The sequence below is a fragment of the Rhodococcus sp. G-MC3 genome (genome assembly GCF_030063335.1).
Taxonomy (GTDB): Bacteria; Actinomycetota; Actinomycetes; order Mycobacteriales; family Mycobacteriaceae; genus Rhodococcoides.
Window position 1 is genome coordinate 281523 of sequence record NZ_JASISW010000004.1, and the last position, 18296, is coordinate 299818.

Annotated in this window: 20 protein-coding genes; 12 read left to right on the forward strand and 8 right to left on the reverse strand. The window is 63.2% G+C overall.

The annotated features are described in order from the left end of the window. Positions 1-1455, forward strand: coding sequence for an NAD-dependent succinate-semialdehyde dehydrogenase (locus QMK17_RS06060; protein ID WP_283507521.1), 1455 nt, complete (start codon positions 1-3; stop codon positions 1453-1455). A gap of 23 nt (positions 1456-1478) precedes the next feature. Here QMK17_RS06060 and QMK17_RS06065 read toward each other — a convergent pair whose 3' ends face one another. Continuing rightward, positions 1479-2126 (reverse strand): GntR family transcriptional regulator, encoded by a 648-nt coding sequence (locus QMK17_RS06065; protein WP_283507522.1) that lies wholly within the window; start codon positions 2124-2126, stop codon positions 1479-1481. A 104-nt stretch (positions 2127-2230) separates the two neighbouring features. On the opposite strand from QMK17_RS06065, the gene QMK17_RS06070 reads away from it, so the two are divergent. From QMK17_RS06070 to QMK17_RS06085, 4 genes are read left to right on the forward strand one after another with little or no spacing between them, the layout of a single operon-like run. Next, positions 2231-3466: a sarcosine oxidase subunit beta family protein gene (locus tag QMK17_RS06070; protein WP_283507523.1), complete on the forward strand. Its 1236-nt coding sequence runs from the start codon at positions 2231-2233 to the stop codon at positions 3464-3466. Between the two features lie 15 nt (positions 3467-3481). Further along, positions 3482-3760, forward strand: a complete 279-nt coding sequence (locus QMK17_RS06075) for a sarcosine oxidase subunit delta (protein WP_283507524.1) — start codon at positions 3482-3484, stop codon at positions 3758-3760. Beyond that, complete coding sequence (locus QMK17_RS06080) at positions 3757-6621, forward strand: 2Fe-2S iron-sulfur cluster-binding protein (protein WP_283507525.1); 2865 nt, start codon at positions 3757-3759, stop codon at positions 6619-6621. The genes QMK17_RS06075 and QMK17_RS06080 overlap by 4 nt, the downstream gene beginning before the upstream one ends. Then, positions 6614-7192 (forward strand): sarcosine oxidase subunit gamma, encoded by a 579-nt coding sequence (locus QMK17_RS06085; protein ID WP_283507526.1) that lies wholly within the window; start codon positions 6614-6616, stop codon positions 7190-7192. The genes QMK17_RS06080 and QMK17_RS06085 overlap by 8 nt, the downstream gene beginning before the upstream one ends. A gap of 17 nt (positions 7193-7209) precedes the next feature. Here the strand turns inward: QMK17_RS06085 and purU are convergent, their stop codons facing one another. Next, the gene (gene purU, locus QMK17_RS06090; protein ID WP_283507527.1) at positions 7210-8055 is read right to left on the reverse strand and encodes a formyltetrahydrofolate deformylase; all 846 of its coding nucleotides are present in this window, start codon (positions 8053-8055) and stop codon (positions 7210-7212) included. 280 nt (positions 8056-8335) lie between these two features. Here purU and QMK17_RS06095 point away from each other — a divergent pair, with 280 nt between their 5' ends. Further along, positions 8336-9112, forward strand: a complete 777-nt coding sequence (locus QMK17_RS06095; RefSeq protein ID WP_283507528.1) for a GAF and ANTAR domain-containing protein — start codon at positions 8336-8338, stop codon at positions 9110-9112. On the opposite strand, the gene QMK17_RS06100 is transcribed toward QMK17_RS06095, so the two are convergent. Next, positions 9109-9900 carry a hydroxymethylpyrimidine/phosphomethylpyrimidine kinase gene (locus QMK17_RS06100; protein ID WP_283507529.1) on the reverse strand — a complete coding sequence of 264 codons (792 nt, stop codon included), beginning with the start codon at positions 9898-9900 and terminating at the stop codon, positions 9109-9111. The two genes, QMK17_RS06095 and QMK17_RS06100, sit on opposite strands and share 4 nt — an antisense overlap. Before the next feature lie 192 nt (positions 9901-10092). Between QMK17_RS06100 and QMK17_RS06105 the strand changes: the two genes are divergently transcribed. The 4 genes from QMK17_RS06105 to QMK17_RS06120 all read left to right on the forward strand — a co-directional run bounded on the left by QMK17_RS06105 (position 10093) and on the right by QMK17_RS06120 (position 11839). Further along, positions 10093-10263 (forward strand): CsbD family protein, encoded by a 171-nt coding sequence (locus QMK17_RS06105; RefSeq protein ID WP_283507530.1) that lies wholly within the window; start codon positions 10093-10095, stop codon positions 10261-10263. Positions 10264-10360: 97 nt separating this feature from the next. Then, positions 10361-10633, forward strand: a complete 273-nt coding sequence (locus QMK17_RS06110) for a LapA family protein (RefSeq protein ID WP_283507531.1) — start codon at positions 10361-10363, stop codon at positions 10631-10633. Beyond that, positions 10630-10839 (forward strand): hypothetical protein, encoded by a 210-nt coding sequence (locus tag QMK17_RS06115; protein ID WP_283507532.1) that lies wholly within the window; start codon positions 10630-10632, stop codon positions 10837-10839. The genes QMK17_RS06110 and QMK17_RS06115 overlap by 4 nt, the downstream gene beginning before the upstream one ends. 208 nt (positions 10840-11047) lie before the next feature. Beyond that, positions 11048-11839: a GAF and ANTAR domain-containing protein gene (locus QMK17_RS06120; protein ID WP_283507533.1), complete on the forward strand. Its 792-nt coding sequence runs from the start codon at positions 11048-11050 to the stop codon at positions 11837-11839. Positions 11840-11847: 8 nt separating this feature from the next. Here the strand turns inward: QMK17_RS06120 and QMK17_RS06125 are convergent, their stop codons facing one another. The 3 genes from QMK17_RS06125 to QMK17_RS06135 form a co-directional block, all read right to left on the reverse strand. Then, complete coding sequence (locus QMK17_RS06125; RefSeq protein WP_283507534.1) at positions 11848-12642, reverse strand: GAF and ANTAR domain-containing protein; 795 nt, start codon at positions 12640-12642, stop codon at positions 11848-11850. 88 nt (positions 12643-12730) lie between these two features. Beyond that, entirely contained in the window at positions 12731-13483 is a 753-nt protein-coding gene (locus QMK17_RS06130) for a GAF and ANTAR domain-containing protein (RefSeq protein WP_283507535.1), read from the reverse strand. A 225-nt stretch (positions 13484-13708) separates the two neighbouring features. Beyond that, positions 13709-14224, reverse strand: coding sequence for a putative immunity protein (locus QMK17_RS06135; RefSeq protein ID WP_283507536.1), 516 nt, complete (start codon positions 14222-14224; stop codon positions 13709-13711). A gap of 100 nt (positions 14225-14324) precedes the next feature. Here QMK17_RS06135 and QMK17_RS06140 point away from each other — a divergent pair, with 100 nt between their 5' ends. Next, positions 14325-15119 carry an alpha/beta fold hydrolase gene (locus QMK17_RS06140; protein WP_283507537.1) on the forward strand — a complete coding sequence of 265 codons (795 nt, stop codon included), beginning with the start codon at positions 14325-14327 and terminating at the stop codon, positions 15117-15119. A gap of 51 nt (positions 15120-15170) precedes the next feature. Here QMK17_RS06140 and QMK17_RS06145 read toward each other — a convergent pair whose 3' ends face one another. Continuing rightward, on the reverse strand, positions 15171-15797 hold the full coding sequence (locus QMK17_RS06145) for a TetR/AcrR family transcriptional regulator (protein WP_283507538.1): 627 nt from the start codon (positions 15795-15797) through the stop codon (positions 15171-15173). A 70-nt stretch (positions 15798-15867) separates the two neighbouring features. Here QMK17_RS06145 and QMK17_RS06150 point away from each other — a divergent pair, with 70 nt between their 5' ends. Continuing rightward, the gene (locus tag QMK17_RS06150; protein WP_283507539.1) at positions 15868-17316 is read left to right on the forward strand and encodes an MFS transporter; all 1449 of its coding nucleotides are present in this window, start codon (positions 15868-15870) and stop codon (positions 17314-17316) included. Positions 17317-17368: 52 nt separating this feature from the next. Here the strand turns inward: QMK17_RS06150 and QMK17_RS06155 are convergent, their stop codons facing one another. Continuing rightward, positions 17369-18256, reverse strand: a complete 888-nt coding sequence (locus tag QMK17_RS06155; RefSeq protein WP_283507540.1) for a helix-turn-helix transcriptional regulator — start codon at positions 18254-18256, stop codon at positions 17369-17371. Positions 18257-18296 lie beyond the last annotated feature (40 nt).

Here is an 18296-nt window from a genome sequence, read left to right on the forward strand (position 1 = left end):
GTGAGCAAGCAATCAGCCCTCATCGCTTCGCTGCCTACCGAGCTATGGCTCGGCGGAATTGCGACCCCGGCATCGAACGGTGCCCGATTCGACGTGCTCGATCCTGCGACGGGCGACGTGCTGAGCTCCGTGGCCGACGCATCGCCGGAGGACGCGGTCGCTGCCCTGGATCGCGCTGTCGCGGTCCAGGCATCGTGGGCGGCAACACCGGCTCGTGAACGCGGCGAGATCCTTCGTCGCGCATTCGAGCTACTGCACTCTCGTGCCGACGATTTCGCACTGCTGATGACTCTCGAAATGGGGAAGTCGCTGCAGGAGAGTCACGGTGAAGTGAAGTACGGTGGCGAGTTCCTCCGGTGGTTCTCCGAGGAAGCGGTCCGCATCGGCGGGCGTTTCACCCAGGCACCTGCAGGCAACGGCCGAATCCTGGCCACCAAGGCACCGGTCGGCCCGGTTCTCGCGATCACCCCGTGGAATTTCCCGTTGGCGATGGGTACCCGCAAGATCGGCCCCGCGCTGGCCGCCGGTTGTACGGTGATCGTCAAGCCTGCGGAGGACACACCACTGACGATGTTGCTGCTCGGTCAGGTGTTCGCCGACGCCGGACTGCCCGAAGGCGTGCTGTCGATCCTCCCGACGTCCGACGCCGCCGGCGTGAGCGGGCCTCTCATGGAGGACCCGCGTCTACGCAAAGTGACGTTCACCGGTTCAACCGGCGTCGGCAAGTTGCTGGTCCGTGCGTCGGCGGAGCGGCTGCTGCGGACCTCGATGGAACTCGGGGGCAATGCCCCGTTCATCGTGTTCGACGACGCCGATATCGATGCTGCCGTCGACGGTGCGATGCTGGCCAAAATGCGCAACGGCGGCGAAGCGTGCACTGCAGCGAACCGTCTCTACGTAGCCAATTCGGTGCGCGAGGAGTTCACCCAGAAGTTGACCGCGCGCATCGCAGCGCTGAAGGTCGGCCCCGGTGTCACACCGGGCACCGATATCGGCCCTCTGATCAACTCGAAGCAGTTGGCAACGGTCACAGCACTCGTCGAGGATGCGGTCGCCAAGGGCGCCCGTGTCCGTACCGGCGGACAGGCACCGGGGGGTGTCGGATTCTTCTTCACCCCCACCGTCATCGACGAGGTGCCGAACACTGCGAACCTGCTGCGCGACGAGATCTTCGGCCCCGTTGCTGCGGTCATCGGTTTCGACACCGAGGACGAGGCGATCGCGGCCGCCAACGACACCCAGTATGGACTGGTGTCTTACTTCTACACCCGAGATCTCGATCGGGCGATGCGCGTGTCCTCGGCACTCGATACCGGCATGGTCGGTGTCAACCGTGGTGCAATCTCCGATGCGGCTGCCCCGTTCGGCGGTGTGAAGGAATCCGGCTTCGGCCGCGAAGGCGGCTCGGAGGGCATCGACGAGTACCTCGAAACCAAGTACATCGCCCTTCAGTAATCAGCCCTCAGTAAGCGCTACTGCTACAACAGGTTTCGCACTGCGGTTTCGAACCCGTCCACGTGCGCGAGCGTGAGCTCTGCGGCCGCTGTTTCGTCTCCGGAGGCGATGGCACGCAACAGGGCCTCGTGCTCGCGCACGTGGTGGGCTACGTGCGGTAAACGATCGAGAAACAGGCACCAGATTCTGGTGGCGTGCGCATCGAGGCTGACGAGTATGTCCTCTAGGTGGGCGTTTCCGGCGGCGCGATAGATTGCGCGGTGCACCCGAACATCTTTGCGTAGAACTTCTTTCGGGTCTTGATCGTCGCCGATCATGGCGATATCGTCCGCCAGTTCCACGAGTGCGCGACGCATCTCGGCGGTCGCCGTTCGTGCGGCACGGGCGGCGGCGAGCGGCTCCAGCTGACGTCGAATCTCGGAGATGGACGACAGGTCCGTCATGTCGACTCCCGTCGCGAACGTTCCCCGCCGCGGAAATGCCACCACGAGACGATCGCGTTCGAGGCGCTTGAGCGCTTCACGCACCGGCGTACGGCCGTAGCCGAGATCGACGCCGAGTTTTTCGTCGTTGAGGGGCTCCCCCGGCGCGATGTCCAGCATGATCAATCGCTCTTGAAGAATGTCGTAAGCGTGATCGGCATTCGTCTTGTCGGACTCCACCGTTGTCACCGCATTCACACTCACTTTCGCCTTGACCACCGACCGATCTGACCATACTCTACGAGAAGGTTGATATATCAGTTCAATGCCAAGGAAGGTCGTCACCGGTTCTCATGACCATTGCACCCCCTCCCGGCGCGCAACTACCCGAGCACCCGGAATTCCTGTGGCGGAACCCCGAGCCGAGGAAGACTTACGACGTCGTCATCGTCGGCGGCGGCGGCCACGGGCTGGCCACCGCTCACTACCTGGCCAAGAACCACGGAATCACCAACGTGGCCGTTCTGGAGAAAGGGTGGCTCGCTGGTGGAAACATGGCCCGCAACACCACCCTGATCCGCTCCAACTATCTGTGGGACGAGAGCGCGAACATCTACGAGCACTCTCTCAAACTGTGGGAGGGACTCGAAGAGGACCTCGACTACCCGATCCTGTTCAGCCAGCGCGGAGTTCTCAACCTCGCGCACAGCCTCCAGGATGTCCGCGACAGCGTCAGGCGAGTAGAGGCGAACAAGCTCAACGGCATCGACGCCCAGTGGGTCGAACCCGACGAGGTGAAGAAGCTCTGTCCGCTGGTCGACATCTCCGACGACATCCGCTATCCCGTACTCGGAGCGACCTATCAACCGCGAGCAGGAATCGCCAAACACGACTATGTCGCATGGGGATTCGCACGCCGAGCCAGCGCAGCGGGCATCGACATCATCCAGAACTGCGAAGTCACCGGATTCGTCACCGACGGCAACAGGGTCACCGGAGTGAAGACAACACGCGGCGACATCGGAGCCGGTCAGGTCGCACTGTGCGCCGCCGGGCACACCACGACGCTGACCGACATGCTCGGGTTCAGAACACCCGTCCAGTCCCACCCGCTTCAGGCACTCGTCTCCGAACTGCTCGAGCCCGTCCACCCGACCGTCGTGATGTCCAACGCAATTCACGTGTACGTGTCGCAGGCGCACAAGGGTGAGCTCGTCATGGGCGCAGGCGTCGACTCCTACAACGGATACGGCCAGCGCGGTGCTTTTCACATCATCGAACGGCAGATGGCAGCCGCCGTGGAACTGTTTCCGGTCTTCGCCCGAGCTCATCTGCTGCGGACGTGGGGCGGAATCGTCGACGTCTGCCCGGACGCCTCCCCCATCGTCGGGCGCACTCCCTACGACAACGTCTTCCTCAACTGCGGATGGGGAACAGGCGGTTTCAAGGCAACTCCAGGACTGGGATGGTGCCTTGCAGACACCATCGCGCACGACGCCCTTCACCCCTACATCGCGCCGTTCGGTCTCGACAGATTCGTCTCCGGCGCGCTGGTCGACGAACACGGCGCCGCTGCCGTCGCCCATTAGAGCGGAGAGAGAACCATGCAGCTCATCGAATGCCCCTGGTGCGGGCCGCGCGAGGAGACCGAGTTTCACTACGGGGGCGAAGCACACGTCGCCTACCCAGCCGATCCGGAGGCTTTGACGGACGAGCAATGGGCCCACTACGTATTCTTTCGCAACAACCCCAAGGGTCTGTTCGCTGAGCGGTGGAGTCACAGCGCCGGCTGCCGACGGTGGTTCAATGCTGTGCGCGACACCGCAACCTACTCGTTCCAGGGCGTCTACCGCCCGGGCGAGCCGAGGCCGGCGATATCGTGACGACACCGAACCGTACCGACGACGGTGGACGCATCGACCGGTCCACCTCGGTGTCCTTCACATTCGGGGGCCGCGCGCTGACGGGCCACGTCGGCGATACCCTCGCTTCGGCGTTGCTGGCCAACGGTATTCATCAGGTGACCTCCAGCATCAAGCTGGGACGACCACGCGGCATCACCGCTGCATGGGCCGAGGACACCGGCGGGCTCGTTCAGATCGAAAAGCCGTTCCCCGAGCCGATGCTGCTCGCCTCCACGATCGAACTGTACGAAGGTCTCGTTGCCCGCGGCATTCCCGGGCAGGGCTGCCTCGCTGACATCGGTGATTGCGCTCATTACGACGCGGTACACCAGCACACCGATGTTCTCGTTGTCGGCGCCGGGCCCGGCGGCCTTGCCGCCGCACTGACGGCAGCGCGCTCAGGCGCACGGGTGGTACTTCTCGACGAGCAGTGTGAAGCAGGCGGAACACTTCTCGGGACCGCCGACCTCATCGACGGCGTCCCGGCGATGAGGTGGGTAGCGGCGACGGTCGCCGAACTCGCGAGTTACCCGGATGTTCTGCATCTCCAGCGAACCACCGCATTCGGAACCTATGACGACGGTTTCGTGCTCGCCCTGCAACGTCGTACCGACCACCTCGGATTCGATGCACCGGCAGCTTCTCCGCGACAACGGATCTGGCGAATTCGCGCTCGTCGGATCGTCATTGCCACCGGCGCACACGAACGCCCGGTCGTATTCACCGACAACGACCGCCCCGGCATCATGCTCGCCGGTGCCGCTCGCACGTTCCTGCACCGCTACGGTGTCACGGTCGGCGAGAAGGCCGTGGTGTTCACCACGAACGACAGTGCCTACGCGGCAGCCGTCGATCTCGCCGACGCAGGCGTGCACGTCACCGTCCTCGACTCACGGCCGGTCGCTCCCGCAGAGTGGGTGTCCCAGTGCGGCACACGCGGAATCGAAGTCCGTTCCGAGTCCGTCGTCACCGGCACGCGGGGCGAGAATCGAATCACCGACGCACTCGTCGCATCGAAGGCCGACGGCGAGATCGGACCGTCGATGCCGCTGGCCTGCGATGTACTACTGGTCAGCGGCGGCTGGAATCCCGCTGTCCACCTCTTCAGCCAGTCCCGCGGAAAGCTCCGGTACGACGAGCGGCTCGGCGCATTCATGCCCGGTGAAGACATCGAAGGGATTGATGTCACTGGATCCGCAGGCGGCATCTTTTCCCTCGGAGCATGCATCGACGCAGGACAGGATGCCGCGTCGAAGGCACTCGCGGCCCTCGGCAGAACTGCAGGCGAACCGCTGTCGGCAGTTCGAGCCACCAGCACCGACCCCACCTTTACAGATCCCATGATTCTCTGGCGGATTGCCGATAGGCGCGGCGTGCACACCCAGTTCGTCGATGCCGCCCGTGACGCGACCGTCGCCGACATCGCTCGCGCGGTGGGCGCAGGGATGACAGCGATGGAGCACATCAAGCGCTACACCACAATCGGTACTGCGCACGATCAGGGAAAGACCTCGGGCGTCCTCGCCTCGGGCATCACAGCCGAGCTCCTCGGCAGGCCGATCGAGACTTTGGGCACCACCACGTTCCGCCCGCCGTACACCCCCGTCGCGTTCGCGGCTCTCGCCGGCCGCGCGCGCGGCAAGCTCTTCGATCCGGAACGCCGTACAGCGATTCATGATTGGCATGTCGGACGGGGTGCTGTGTTCGAGGACGTCGGACAGTGGAAGCGTCCTCGCTTCTACCCTCTCACCGGCGAGGACATGGACGCCGCGGTACTGCGTGAATGCACCGCTGTACGAGGCAGTGTCGGGATTCTCGACGGTTCCACCCTGGGCAAGATCGACGTCTCCGGCCCGGATGCGGGCGTTCTGCTCGACCGTCTGTACACGAACATGATGAGCACGCTGAAGGTCGGGATGGTTCGCTACGGCGTCATGTGCGGTGTGGACGGAATGGTCATCGACGACGGCACCGTCATGCGCCTCGACGACGAGCGTTTTCAGGTGTTCACCACCACCGGTGGCGCTGCGAAGATCCTCGACTGGATGGAGGAATGGCTCCAGACCGAGTGGCCGGAGCTGGTGGTTCGACTCACATCGGTCACCGAGCAGTGGGCAACATTTCCCGTCGTCGGACCGAAATCTCGCGCGGTCGTCGGCGAAGTGTTCCCCGAACTCGATGTCTCCCAAGAGATGTTCCCGTTCATGGCGTGGCGCGCCGCCCAGATCGGCGGCGTTCATGTGCGCGTTGCTCGAATCAGCTTTTCGGGTGAACTGGCGTACGAGGTCAACGTCGACGGCTGGCATGCGCCCGCCGTGTGGTCGCGACTTCTTGCTGCGGGAGAGCACTACGGAATCACTCCGTACGGCACCGAGACGATGCACGTTCTCCGCGCCGAGAAGGGGTATCCGATCATCGGCCAAGACACCGACGGCACCGTCACCCCGCATGACCTCGGCATGAGCTGGGCTGTGTCGAAGAAGAAAAAAGACTTCGTCGGCAAGCGCTCGTTCGCCCGCACCGAGAACAGCAACCCATTGCGAAAGCAGCTTGTCGGATTGCTTCCACTCGACAAGGAAACGGTCCTGCCGGAGGGTTCACAGATCATCGAAACGATCGACAGCGGCGTTCTGCCTCCGCCACCGGTGCCCATGCTCGGGCACGTCACGTCGAGCTATATGAGCGCCGAACTACGCAGACCCTTCGCTCTCGCATTGATCAAGGGCGGACACGCCCGTATCGGCGATACCGTCCACATTCCCGTCGGCGGCGAGTTGATCGCCGCCGAGATCACCGGTTCCGTACTCGTCGATCCCGAAGGAGCGCGCCGCGATGGCTGACTTGTCGGTGCCCATCAGTCCCCTGCACGGTCTCGCCGAACGCTGTGCGGCGCAGCCGGAGTCGGTGTCCGTCTGGGAGGAGCCGTTCACCGCGATGACCGATCTGTGGGTAGATCCCACCGGCGAAGGCGGCCGGGCCGCAGCAGTCGTCCTCGGCGCCGCACTGCCGGCGAGTCCCGGCAGGTCGATCGAGACCACGGTTGCAACGGCGATCTGGTTCGGCCCGGAGGAATGGCTGGTCACCTCGCGCGCCACGTCGGCGGCAGACCTGGAATCCTCTCTGCAGCAGGCAGTGCGACCTCACGGCGGCAGCGCCACCGATGTCTCGGCCCAACGCACCTCGATCAGACTGTCCGGCGAACATGCACGGTTCGTGCTGTCGAAAGGATGCTCGCTCGACCTTCATCCCAGCGTGTACTCCCCGGGCACCGCTCAGCAGACCATGCTCGGACAGGCTGCCGTGGTGATCATCGCACTCGACGACGGCGGCGCCGACTACCGGTTGCTCGTACGCTCGTCGTTTGCGCGGTACCTGCTGGAATGGCTGTTCGACGCATCAGCGGAGTTCTGACCCGTTCGCGCGAGCTTCTATTTGAATACCACGGTCCTGCTGCCGTGCAGCAGAACCCGGTTCTCGCAGTGCCACCGCACGGCACGAGAGAGTGCAAGCGCCTCGGCGTCCTGGCCGACCGTCGCGAGCCGCTGCGGATCGAAGCTGTGATCGATGCGGATAACTTCCTGCTCGATGATCGGGCCTTCGTCGAGATCCGGTGTGACGTAGTGGGCAGTCGCACCGACCTGCTTGACCCCACGATCGAATGCTTGGTGATAGGGCTTGGCGCCTTTGAATCCGGGAAGGAACGAGTGGTGAATATTGATCGCGCGTCCGTGCAATCTGCGGCATGCGTCGTCGGACAGCACCTGCATGTACCGGGCAAGGACGACAAGATCGACGTCGAATTCCTCGCAGATTTCGAACAGCCGCGCTTCGGCGTCACCCTTGGCCCCGGCAGTGACCGGGACATGCAGAAAAGGAAGACCTGCGGCTTCGGCCATGGGACGTAGGTCTTCGTGGTTCGATACCACAGCGACGAGCTCGGCCCCCAGAATCTCTGCGCGCCAACGGAAGATCAGGTCGTTGAGGCAGTGGCCCATCCGGGACACCATCACGAGGGCACGCGGCCGCGCATCTCCGGTGAAGGTGTATGTCATCGAAAATTTCTCGGCGAGGTTCTGAAACTTCTCGGAAAGGTCGGCGACACCCGTGCTTGCCGAAGAGAACGATGTTCGTTGGAAGAATTCGCGTCCGAGTGCGTCGTCGAATTGCTGATGCTCTTCGATATCGCATGCGTTCTCGAAGAGGAACGTACTGACGGCGTGGACGATGCCGGAGCGCTGCGGGCAGCTCAGCGTCAGGGTGTATGTCCGGCTCATGGCGATCTCCTGATGGTCGATCGGTGGGCGTGCAACTCGAACAGCGGCGAAGCAAGTGGATTGATATATCAGTCATAGATTACTCGTCGATCAGCGTTGCGCAAGAGGTGTCGTCGATCCCCCGATCGCGCCCATCGCCCGTCTCGCATAACAAGAAGATAACGAAACGGTCTCGGGGTCGTCACATAGCTGCACCGAGTCGCAAAACACCAGGTCAGAGTGTGCAGACTCTGCTTTAACCGCTTCACTTTCAGAGAGCGATCCGCCCATACTTGTTTCCATGACAGCAGGACGCGTGGACGCGGCAACGGAAGGAACGTTCCGGGATTCAACCGCGCCGACCGTCCGATGGGGGCACCCAGCTCAAGGTGCGGACCTGGCAGACGCGCTCGGGACGAGGATCGACAACGACGACGAACTCGACGCCGCCCTCCATGTTCTTGTCACCCTTGCCGGCAAAGCCATCGATGGCGCTGCCGGCTGCGGCGTCACCGTGACCATTTCCGATCGCACATTCACCGCGGTGTACAGCGACGCCAGAACCCTGATCGTCGACGCCGATCAGTACAAGGCAGGGGATGGACCATGCCTGCATGCCGTTCGCACCGGCGAAGTCGTCCGTGTCGACTCGGTCGCGGCGGATAGGCGTTGGCCTGAATTCGCCAAGTCGGCGTCCACGGAGAACATCCACTCGTTTCTGGCAGCGCCCCTGTACTGCGCGAGCACGAGGTTCGGCGCCCTGAACCTGTACGGACAAGCCCCGTCCGCCTTCACCGATGGCGACGTCGAGACCGCAACAGCCCTGACCGATGCATTTGCAGGCGCGCTTGGGGACTACGAACGCTTCGACCGGGTGCGCGGCGAGGCATCAGGCCTTCGGTTCACGATGGAGCACCGCGCCCCCATCGAACAGGCCAAAGGCATTCTCATGGCGACGCACCGCATCGACGCCGATGCTGCGTTCGACATGCTCGTCGACATGTCGCAGCGGACGAACCGGAAGCTGCGCGATCTGGCTTTGCAGTTCGTCCGGGACTGCAGCGCTACCCCGACTTAGGCCTGCCACCCCACCGCGGTGAACGGTGCGTTCGTCGTGATGCGCCCCACAATGCCCGCGTGCGCAAACTTCTTGGCCGTCGCCACCGCATCGAGGACTTCAGCCCCTTTTGCGAGCTCAGCGGTGATCGCTGCCGCGAAGATGCATCCCGCACCCGAGACTCGTTCGTCGCCGATCTTCGGTGCACGAAGAACAGTGACGTCCTGTCCGTCGAACACGACGTCGATCGCATCGTCGCCCGGTAGCCCGACGCCACCCTTGACCGCAACGTAGCGCGGACCGAGGTCAGCGATCCGGCGCGCAGCCTCGGCCAAGTCGTCGATCGTCTCCAGCGCATCCATACCCGCGAGCGTGGCGGCTTCGAAGAGGTTGGGAGTGACGACGGTGGCAAGTGGCAGAATCTCGGTGCGCAGCGCGTTGTCGGTATCGAGGGCCATACCCGGTTCCTGCCCTTTGCAGATCAACACAGGATCGACGACGACGTGCCTCCACGGCTGCTTCTTCAGAGAGTTCGCTACGGTTGCAACGGTTCCCGGAGTGCCCAGCATGCCGATCTTGACGACGTCGAGATCGTGAGCAGCAGTGGCCGCCTCGATCTGGTCGGCAATGACGGAACCATCGATCGGCGCGAACCGATGTCCCCAGCCCGACTTCGGATCGAACGAGACGATGCAGGTGATGGTTCCGACACCATACACACCGAGCTTCTCGAAGGTCTTCAGGTCGGCTTGCAGCCCAGCTCCGCCGGTGGCCTCCGAGCCCGCGATGACAAACGACGTTGTCGACATTTCTTCCGCTCCTCCACAGTGCACTGACTCTTTCGATTGCAGCCGAACGGCACGGCTGCAGCATCTGAATTATTGCAGCCGAGCTCTCGAGTGATTCAGCTCACGCCCTCGGCGGCGTTTGTTTTCGGGTCCGAGAGCCGACTTATACCTGTAACAGGCAAACACACACACTTCTGCAAGAGAGGTCGACACATGAGTTTCATCGACAAGGCAAAGAACGCAGCCGAAGACGCCCTCGGCAAGGCCAAAGAGGTTATCGGTGACGCCACCGACAACAAGAACCTCGAGGCCGAAGGCAAGACCGATCAGGGGAAGGCCGGCATCAAGAAGGTCGGCGAGAACATAAAGGACACCTTCAAGTAGTCCTGCTCTTCCCGAACGCACTCAATTCCAGTAGGGCCGCCGATCCACGGAATGGCGACCCTACTGGACATCCCTCTCGTCACGAACAGGACCACAGATGACCACGACCGAACCCACAGGCTCCCCCACTCGTAGCACCGATTCCCGCCGAGGAGGCTTCTTTTCCAAGATCGCGCTGGTTCTCGCGCTCGTGCTGGTCGTAGCGCTTGTCGTTTTCGTTCTCCAGAACACCGACCCGAGCCAAGTGGAGTTCATCGGCTGGAATTTCGAACTCGCCCAGAGCATCTGGCTCCTCGGTGCCGCTCTCGTGGGATCGGTCATCACGCTGGCCACGACCGCAGCGTTCCGCGTGCGACGAGTCGTCCGATGATCCCCCTGATGGCGCGCAAATACATTTACCGCTACCTCATCATCGCTCTGGCGCTGCCGCTCATTGCTCGAATTCTGATTCTCGCCGGAGTTGCGATCGAAAAGCGCACGGGTACACCGAATGTCGCGTCGAACGTTCTCAAGAAGACAGGCTCGTTCGCGCAGCGCCGAGCCGAGAAGTCGTCGGGCAAACACCACGGCGGATAGATCGGCGCGCGCACCATGCTGGTGATGTATTGCGGATTCCTCGCAGAACGGAAACCTCGCCTGATTCGAGGTGAGTAGCGCCGCCGTCGCTGCGGGGGTATCAGCCTCACCCTCAGCGGGATACGGTTATCCCACGGGAACAGAGCGGATGCCTGCGGACCACGCGGTATCGAGACCCTTTTCGGTTATCGGAAGGGTTGCGACTCTCATGGCTCACAGCACGGACGACCAGGGAAACGACACGCCCTCGGAATTTGCGGACACGATTGCCACCGCCCACTATCGGCGCGCGCACATGCTCGACCCTTCGGGTCTGGACAACGTCACGTCAAGGCTGGCCGTGGTGGTGGCCGACGGAACAATGCTGATCGAAGTGATGAATCGAGCGGCCGTGCTCGTCGTCGGGATGCTCGACGAGATCGCCTACGCGGGAATCACTGCCGCTTTCGACAGCGCGCCGTTCACCATAGCTCCAACCGATGACCGAGCGATCGCAATCGATGCGGAGCAGTATCGCACCGGAGACGGACCTTGTCTGCGGGCTGTGCGAACCAAGCGCTGGGTTCATCTCGGGTTGGACCAGGTGAAGCAGCTCTGGCCGGAAATCGGGCGTATCGCGGAGTCTGCGGGTATCGACAGGTTCGTCGCGGCACCGCTCGGTCGTCGCGATCGTACGGTCGGCTCGCTCAATCTCTACTGCTCCGAATCGGACGACGAGCAACACGCCATCGGCTTCGAAACCGACGTACTGTCCGTTGTGGTGGATCATTTGAACATCGCGGTCCATGCGTACGGACGAGATCGAGAGTTGGGCGAGGCTGCGCTGGTGCTTCGCCAGGCAACGGCCGACCGAGCCACGATCGACACTGCGCTCGGTGTACTCATGGCACGTGAGAACCTCGGTTCGACCGAGGCGCGCGGCGTACTGCACGCACGTGCACGCGATTCCGGGACATCCGTGGCGCAGACGGCGCAGCGTGTTCTCGCTACGGGCAATTGAGTTCAGTCTCAATCGCCGGCCGAATGCCCGTCGAACCGTAGTCTGCGACTCACGACATCGTCGGCTACGTCGACGATGGACCTGCGCTCTGCGTAGGCGTGAGCTCGAAGGCGCGACATGGCCTCGCCGATTCCGACTACCAGTTGAACCGAGATCATCCCTGCGGCGTGGTTTATCTGCGGACGCGTGAACGGGTTGAAGTCGTCGGAATCCACCGAATCGGCAGGCGTCGTGATCGGCGGTGTGAACGCCCCCGTCAGCAATGCAGCGGCAATGTGGCGGGCGCCGTCGAGTGCCGCATGGTTCTGCGTGGTCGTGAGATCGCCTGCCGAGGCGCGATAGAGCTCGAGGACACCGAATCCGATCGGGCCGCCTGAAAGCGGGAATGCCCACAGTGCCCGTACGCCCAGTTCCAGCGCTTCTTGCCTGAATCCGAACCACATGCTCGCGTGGGCTTCGGACGAAAGATCGGCGTCGCAGACCGAACTGCCGGACTCGAACGCGTCGATGCACGGGCCGACCCCTGACGTGAACTGCAGTTCGCTGATGTCCTGCGCCACCTCATCCGTGGCGTAGAGCAGTTCGCGAGCTCCGCCGCTCGACAACAAGGTCACGGCCGCACCCGTGACGCCGGCGGCCCGCACCAGAGAGGCCGTGAGTCGTGTGATCGCGTCTCCGGACGACGAGACGCCGCCGGGGGTGGATTCAGACCCGGAATGCGCATGCGGACCGAATGCGGGGTCACCAGATGGTGTCGATCCCATCGATCCGCGTCCAATCGCTCGTTCGGAAGACCGCGACACGATTGCTCCTACGGGCCGGACGATCATCTTCGATCTTACGAGATGGAGACGGATCAGGTCAGCAAGGCGCGAGGGATCCGTGGAGAGCTCAGGTGACCGAACGCACCGGATGTTCGGCATCGACCAATGCTTGTGCGATATCGCGCAATGGACGGTTTTCCTGCTGCGACAGTGTGGTGATCAGCGTGAAGGCTTCGACCGCGTCGATGGAGAAACGTTCCATCAGCATTCCTTTGGCCTGTCCGATGATGTCGCGGCTGGCCAACCCCGTCCGGAAGTGTTGCTCGTCCCGCGCGCCGAGCACTGCAATTGCTGCATGCGACGCAAGCGCAGATCCGACCCCGAGCGCGTCGGGGTCGAACGCACCCACCTGGTCGCTGAACACGAGAAGCACTCCGAGACTGCGATTGCCGGCGTCGGCGAAAAGCTGAAATGCTGCCATGCTCTGTACGCCGCGTGCTCGCGCCGAGTCGGCGAACGACGGCCATCGTTGCTCGTCCGACAAGTCGTCGGCGACGACGGTATCGATCTGCCAGATCTCTCGTTCGGTCGGTCCTTCTCCGAGCTCGAACTGGTATCGACACAGATCGGTTGCGACGTCGTCGGTCGTAGCCATCACGGTGCGGTCGCGGCCGGCGATGACAGTGATACACGCATGGTCCGCGCCCGGTATCAATTCGATCGCCGATTTCGCGACCGTGTCGAGGGTCTCGTCGAGCGATGTCCGAGCGCCTCTGAGATTTCGCGCCATCGTGGCCATCGACGCCATGATGGCAGCGGGCGCAGTTGCTCGCCGATTGATCAGGTCGCTGGATGGTTCGACGGCATCGGTACCGGGCATGATCGATTCTCCTCGTCGCGGGCGGTCGATACCGTCAGCTCCGAAAACTGCGGCGGTGTCCGCGATGCTGTCTGAACGCAACCGTCATTATAGCCGCGCCCCGGAGCCCACCGTTGGATCGAGTAGTACTGACCCCAACGAACCGACCCCGAGCGCAACCACCTCAGCCTGGTCCAGCACGCCGACCAGCCACCAGGCCGGCGCAGTTCGCGAGAGAGTCGATCCTCAGATTTCGAACACGTTCCAGCAGATACTGTTTCGCAACCGTTGGTCGTCTAGGACGAGTTCGCGGATTGCAGCTGGAAGCTGATCGCGCTGCCACTGACATTCGCGCCTACCAGCGTCGTCACTGTCCACTGTGGTGGCGGCAGCGCGAACGGCCTTGATCGCATAGGCGGCTGCCCCCAGCTCGTGTGCGGCGACGTGCGCTACGACGCCTGCTTGACCGGCCGCGTACGCAGCATGCCTAGCCGCCCCGCCGAGTGCACGCGCGGCGCCCATCGCGTGACCACCGGACGCCCGGGCGCCCATCATCGTGACATCGCCGCGCACCCAGGCTCGGGCACTCTCGATGGCGTCTCGAGGCCGCGAGTCCTCGGGCGCCGTCGACTCGAACAGGTGAAGGACATGTTCCGCGCACGACGCCGCCCACAGCGCGAGCAGATGATGGTCGGAGTCGGTCAGCGTCCCGCCGCGACGGATCGTGATGAAGCGATCGTCTCGCACTCCGGGCAAGATCATTCCCCGTGCCCCTTCTCCTGGCGGACTTCTTCCGAGACGAACGACTCTAACGCGTCGAGCCCGTGCAACGGGGGGTTCGAGCGCAGCTATGCTTCCGCGCATGAGTCTGAGCCACGACATCGCAGGCACGGGTCCGGTACTGATTCTGGTGCACGGCGTCGTACATCGTCGTCAAGCGTGGAACTCGGTTCTCGACCTGCTGACCCCGTATCGCACGGTGGTGACCGTCGATCTCCCCGGTCATGGCGAAACGGCAGCTCTCGCTCACAGCGACGCCGGCATCTCCGCCGCCCTGTTCGACGAGCTGGAGGCGTTCGTCGAGTCGGTCACGCCCGCAGGCACTCGTGCCCATATCGCGGGCAACTCCCTCGGCGGGTATCTCGCCCTCGGTCTTGCCGCGCGAGGCGTGGTCGCGTCGGCCACGGCGCTCTCACCCGCAGGCTTCTGGAACAGTCCCACCGACCAGGCTCGCAGTATGTTGACCTTCAAGACTCTTCGTCTACTCGCTCGCGGCATGGGTCGTCATGCCCCTGCGGCGATGCGCTACAGAGCGATTCGCTATCCAGCCCTGGCTGCTTTCTTCGCTCATCCGAGCCGCATTTCGTATGAGTCGGCAGTCGTCGACACGGCATCACTCACCACCAACGCGATGCTCGACACCGATCTCACCGAACAGTTCGCGTTCCCGCCCCTCACGCAACCAGCTGTTCCGGTGACGGTGGCCTGGGGGTCGCGCGACCTGGTGCTCCCCCAGTACCAACGGCACAACGTCCACAATGTCTTCCCGCATGCCCGCGTCATCAAGGTCCCCGGCGTCGGACATGTTCCGATGACGGACAACCCGGAACTGATCGCGTCCATCCTTCTGGCCGGAAGTGAACAAGCGTCCGTGTAGTTCTCGCCGCAGTTGCCCCTACCGTCGTCGTGACGACCGTCCGACAACGAGCTAGTCGGTGATCCCGCTGATCGCGGTGGCAGCCTCGTGTAGAACAGCTTTCAACGCGTCCACGGATGCTTCGTCGAACGATGCTCCCGGCATCGCCGAGTGCAGGGCGATCACGCCGGTGACCAATCCGAGCAGAACGGTCGCACGAACCTGCGGCTCGCCCCTGCTTCCCGATCGGTCGATATCAGAGGCCATGCGTGCGACCACCGAACGCAACGTTCGCCGCCGCAGTTCGGCCGTCGACTCGTCGTTCGTCGCCTCTCGAATGAAGAGCAGAAGGGGGTGCTCGTGACCGAACTCGGGCCAGGCGTCCGGGCGCAACCCGTCGAGCAGACTGTTCACCAACATATTTGGATGAGCAGCACCCTCTGCCGTGTCGCCTCCCTCTAGATCCTCCGCGGTCGCTGCCAGCACGGCGGCCAGCAGGCCGTCCTTCGAACCGAAGTAACGACTGATGAGCGATACGTTCACACCAGCGTCGGAGGCTACGTCGCGCACCGTCGTGCGTTCGAATCCGACAACGGTGAATCGCCTCTTGGCTGCCTTCACCAAGCTGGCTCGCGTCGCGTCCGCATTGCGCTCCCGCCCAGCGGCCGGAAGTGACTCGCCATCTTCATGTAAACGCATGTTGACCACAATGCCACACACGGCTACCGTTTATGTAAACATCCGTTTGCCTAGTATCGAGGTCTGCACATTGAGTAACACCACCGACAGCCCCTCGACGCACACCAGCGTCCCGGTCTGGCGCGCGAACATCGAAATCTTTGCCATCGGACTGGGCGCGCTGATGGCGGCGCTGGCACAGACCTTGATTCTTCCCGTATTGCCGGTGATCTCGAAGGATCTCGGCGCCTCCACCACCCAGGCGCAATGGCTGCTCACCTCGACACTGCTCGTCGGTGCGGCCGCAGTGCCCGTCATCAGCCGACTCGCGGACATGTACGGACGGCGGCCCATGCTCATCGTTGCTCTCGGCGCACTCGTCGTGGGCTCCGTAGTGGCTGCACTGACGGACAATATCGCGGTGATGATCGCAGGCCGCGCACTGACCGGTCTGTCCGGAGCGGCGATCCCGCTCGGCATCAGCCTCCTCGTCGCCGTGCTCCCCGACGCACGCAAAGGCTCCGCCGTCGCTCTCGTGAGTGCGATGCTCGGCGTCGGAGGCGCTCTCGGGTTGCCGTTGGCCGGCCTGGTCGCCGACAACTTCGACTACCGCATTCTCTACTGGATCGGCGCGATCGGCGCAGTCCTCAGCATCGGCATGATTCTCGCGTTCGTCGGTAACCCACGCGGAACACGCACGGGCACCATCGACTTGCCCGGCGTTGCACTGCTTGTCGGCGGTCTGGTCTCGCTCGTGTTGCCACTGTCGCAGGGTTCGTCCTGGGGTTGGGGATCTTCGAAGACGATCGGCCTGCTCGCTCTGTCGGTCGTCTTGCTGGCCGCGCTCGTATTCGTCGAGAAGCGCACCAGTAACCCACTGGTCGATATGCACGCACTGTCCAATCCGCCTGTCGCGATCACCAACATCGCATCCGTCTTCGTCGGATTCGCTCTCTTCGCAAGCTTCGTCGGCACTGCGAACTACGTGCAGGCACCCGAAATCAGCGGATACGGTTTCGGCTCGTCGGTTCTCGTGGCCGGCCTGTGCCTGCTCCCGAGTGGCATCCTGATGCTCGTACTTGCACCCGTCGCGGCGCAGTTGATCAAAAAATGGGGCGGTGGATACGTCCTGGCCGCGGGCGGACTCGTCATTGCTGCCGGTCTCGTCGTGCGGATATTCGCGACTGGTGCACTGTGGCAGATCGTCCTCGGAGCAACCATCGTCGGTGCGGGCACAGGCATCGCCTATGCCTGCTTGCCGACGCTGATCAACGTCCACACTCCGGCTGCGGATCTCGCCGCAGCCAACGGAATCAACTCGCTCGCCCGGTCCATGGGCAGCACCCTCGCCAGCGCGGTCGGCGGTAGCCTTCTGGCAGCCATCACCGTCACCGTAGGCGGCACCGACATTCCCTCGCTCGGTGCCTACCGCGTCCTGTTCGTCATCTGCGCGGTGGCAGCAGTACTCGCCGCCGTCGCAGGAATCGCCATCTCGAAGATGACTGCTGTTTCGCACAACCACGAACTACAGAACGTCTGACGCAGCAAAGACGAACAAGAGGAGTAATTCCGGTGGGGTTGCAGATCTTTCGTCAGGGTGAGTGTCGGTCCCCGCGGACTGCGACGTTGTCCGTTCGGGCCCACGACGCCAAGAGCTGCAATCTTTCGGCCGACGGTGACCCTGGTTCGGCGGTGTAGATCAGCATGACGTATCCCGGTTCCGCGGTGACGTACAACTCTTCGTAGGCGAGAGCAATCTCGCCGACTACCGGATGGTTGAAGCGCTTGGTCCCCGTGCCGTGCGTTCTGACATCGTGCGCCGCCCACAGTGTTCGAAATACTTCACTTCGCGTGGACAATTCACCGACAAGGTCCTGCAGTCCCCGATCGTGAGGATCGCGGCCCGCTTCCGAGCGCATGATCGCGACACACATCTCCGAGAAAAGCGTCCAATCCGGGAAGAAGTCATGCGACGCCGGGTCGAGAAACTGAAACCGCGCCATGTTGGGAATCCGTCCACCGTCACCGATGATCGGAGAGAAGAACGCACGGCCCAGCTCATTGACGGCAATGATGTCCTGCCGCGAATTCCGCACGAAGGCAACAGCATCGGTGATCGCATCCAACGCCCAGTGCAGACTCGGACGTGCCGCGACGGCTTTCGAGGAACGGCGGCGCGGACGCCCTGACACCGGGATACCATCTGCCGCCCGAGCCAGATCGAACAAATGAGCCCGTTCGGTATCGTCGAGCTGCAGTGCGCCGGCGAGGGCATCGAGCACAGACGAGGACGCTCCGCCGAGCGCGCCGCGCTCGAGCTTGGAGTAATACTCGACACTCACGCCCGCGAGTGACGCTACCTCCGAACGCCGAAGTCCGTGTACCCGGCGATTGGGGCCCGCAGGCAGCCCTGCCTGCTCAGGCGTGATTTTCGCCCGCCTCGTCGTCAGGAATTCGCGGACCTCGGCCTTGTTGTCCATGTTTCGAAGGATAGGGCCAACGTCGCGAACAAGGGGTGCT

Excerpts from the sequence above, each read along its gene's own strand:
- QMK17_RS06070 (WP_283507523.1), top strand. The coding sequence starts at position 2,231 with ATGACCATTGCACCCCCTCCCGGCGCGCAACTACCCGAGCACCCGGAA.
- QMK17_RS06075 (WP_283507524.1), top strand. The coding sequence starts at position 3,482 with ATGCAGCTCATCGAATGCCCCTGGTGCGGGCCGCGCGAGGAGACCGAG.
- QMK17_RS06085 (WP_283507526.1), top strand. The coding sequence starts at position 6,614 with ATGGCTGACTTGTCGGTGCCCATCAGTCCCCTGCACGGTCTCGCCGAA.
- purU (WP_283507527.1), bottom strand. The coding sequence starts at position 8,055 with ATGAGCCGGACATACACCCTGACGCTGAGCTGCCCGCAGCGCTCCGGC.
- QMK17_RS06095 (WP_283507528.1), top strand. The coding sequence starts at position 8,336 with ATGACAGCAGGACGCGTGGACGCGGCAACGGAAGGAACGTTCCGGGAT.
- QMK17_RS06100 (WP_283507529.1), bottom strand. The coding sequence starts at position 9,900 with ATGTCGACAACGTCGTTTGTCATCGCGGGCTCGGAGGCCACCGGCGGA.
- QMK17_RS06105 (WP_283507530.1), top strand. The coding sequence starts at position 10,093 with ATGAGTTTCATCGACAAGGCAAAGAACGCAGCCGAAGACGCCCTCGGC.
- QMK17_RS06110 (WP_283507531.1), top strand. The coding sequence starts at position 10,361 with ATGACCACGACCGAACCCACAGGCTCCCCCACTCGTAGCACCGATTCC.
- QMK17_RS06115 (WP_283507532.1), top strand. The coding sequence starts at position 10,630 with ATGATCCCCCTGATGGCGCGCAAATACATTTACCGCTACCTCATCATC.
- QMK17_RS06120 (WP_283507533.1), top strand. The coding sequence starts at position 11,048 with ATGGCTCACAGCACGGACGACCAGGGAAACGACACGCCCTCGGAATTT.
- QMK17_RS06130 (WP_283507535.1), bottom strand. The coding sequence starts at position 13,483 with ATGCCCGGTACCGATGCCGTCGAACCATCCAGCGACCTGATCAATCGG.
- QMK17_RS06135 (WP_283507536.1), bottom strand. The coding sequence starts at position 14,224 with ATGATCTTGCCCGGAGTGCGAGACGATCGCTTCATCACGATCCGTCGC.
- QMK17_RS06140 (WP_283507537.1), top strand. The coding sequence starts at position 14,325 with ATGAGTCTGAGCCACGACATCGCAGGCACGGGTCCGGTACTGATTCTG.
- QMK17_RS06145 (WP_283507538.1), bottom strand. The coding sequence starts at position 15,797 with ATGCGTTTACATGAAGATGGCGAGTCACTTCCGGCCGCTGGGCGGGAG.
- QMK17_RS06155 (WP_283507540.1), bottom strand. The coding sequence starts at position 18,256 with ATGGACAACAAGGCCGAGGTCCGCGAATTCCTGACGACGAGGCGGGCG.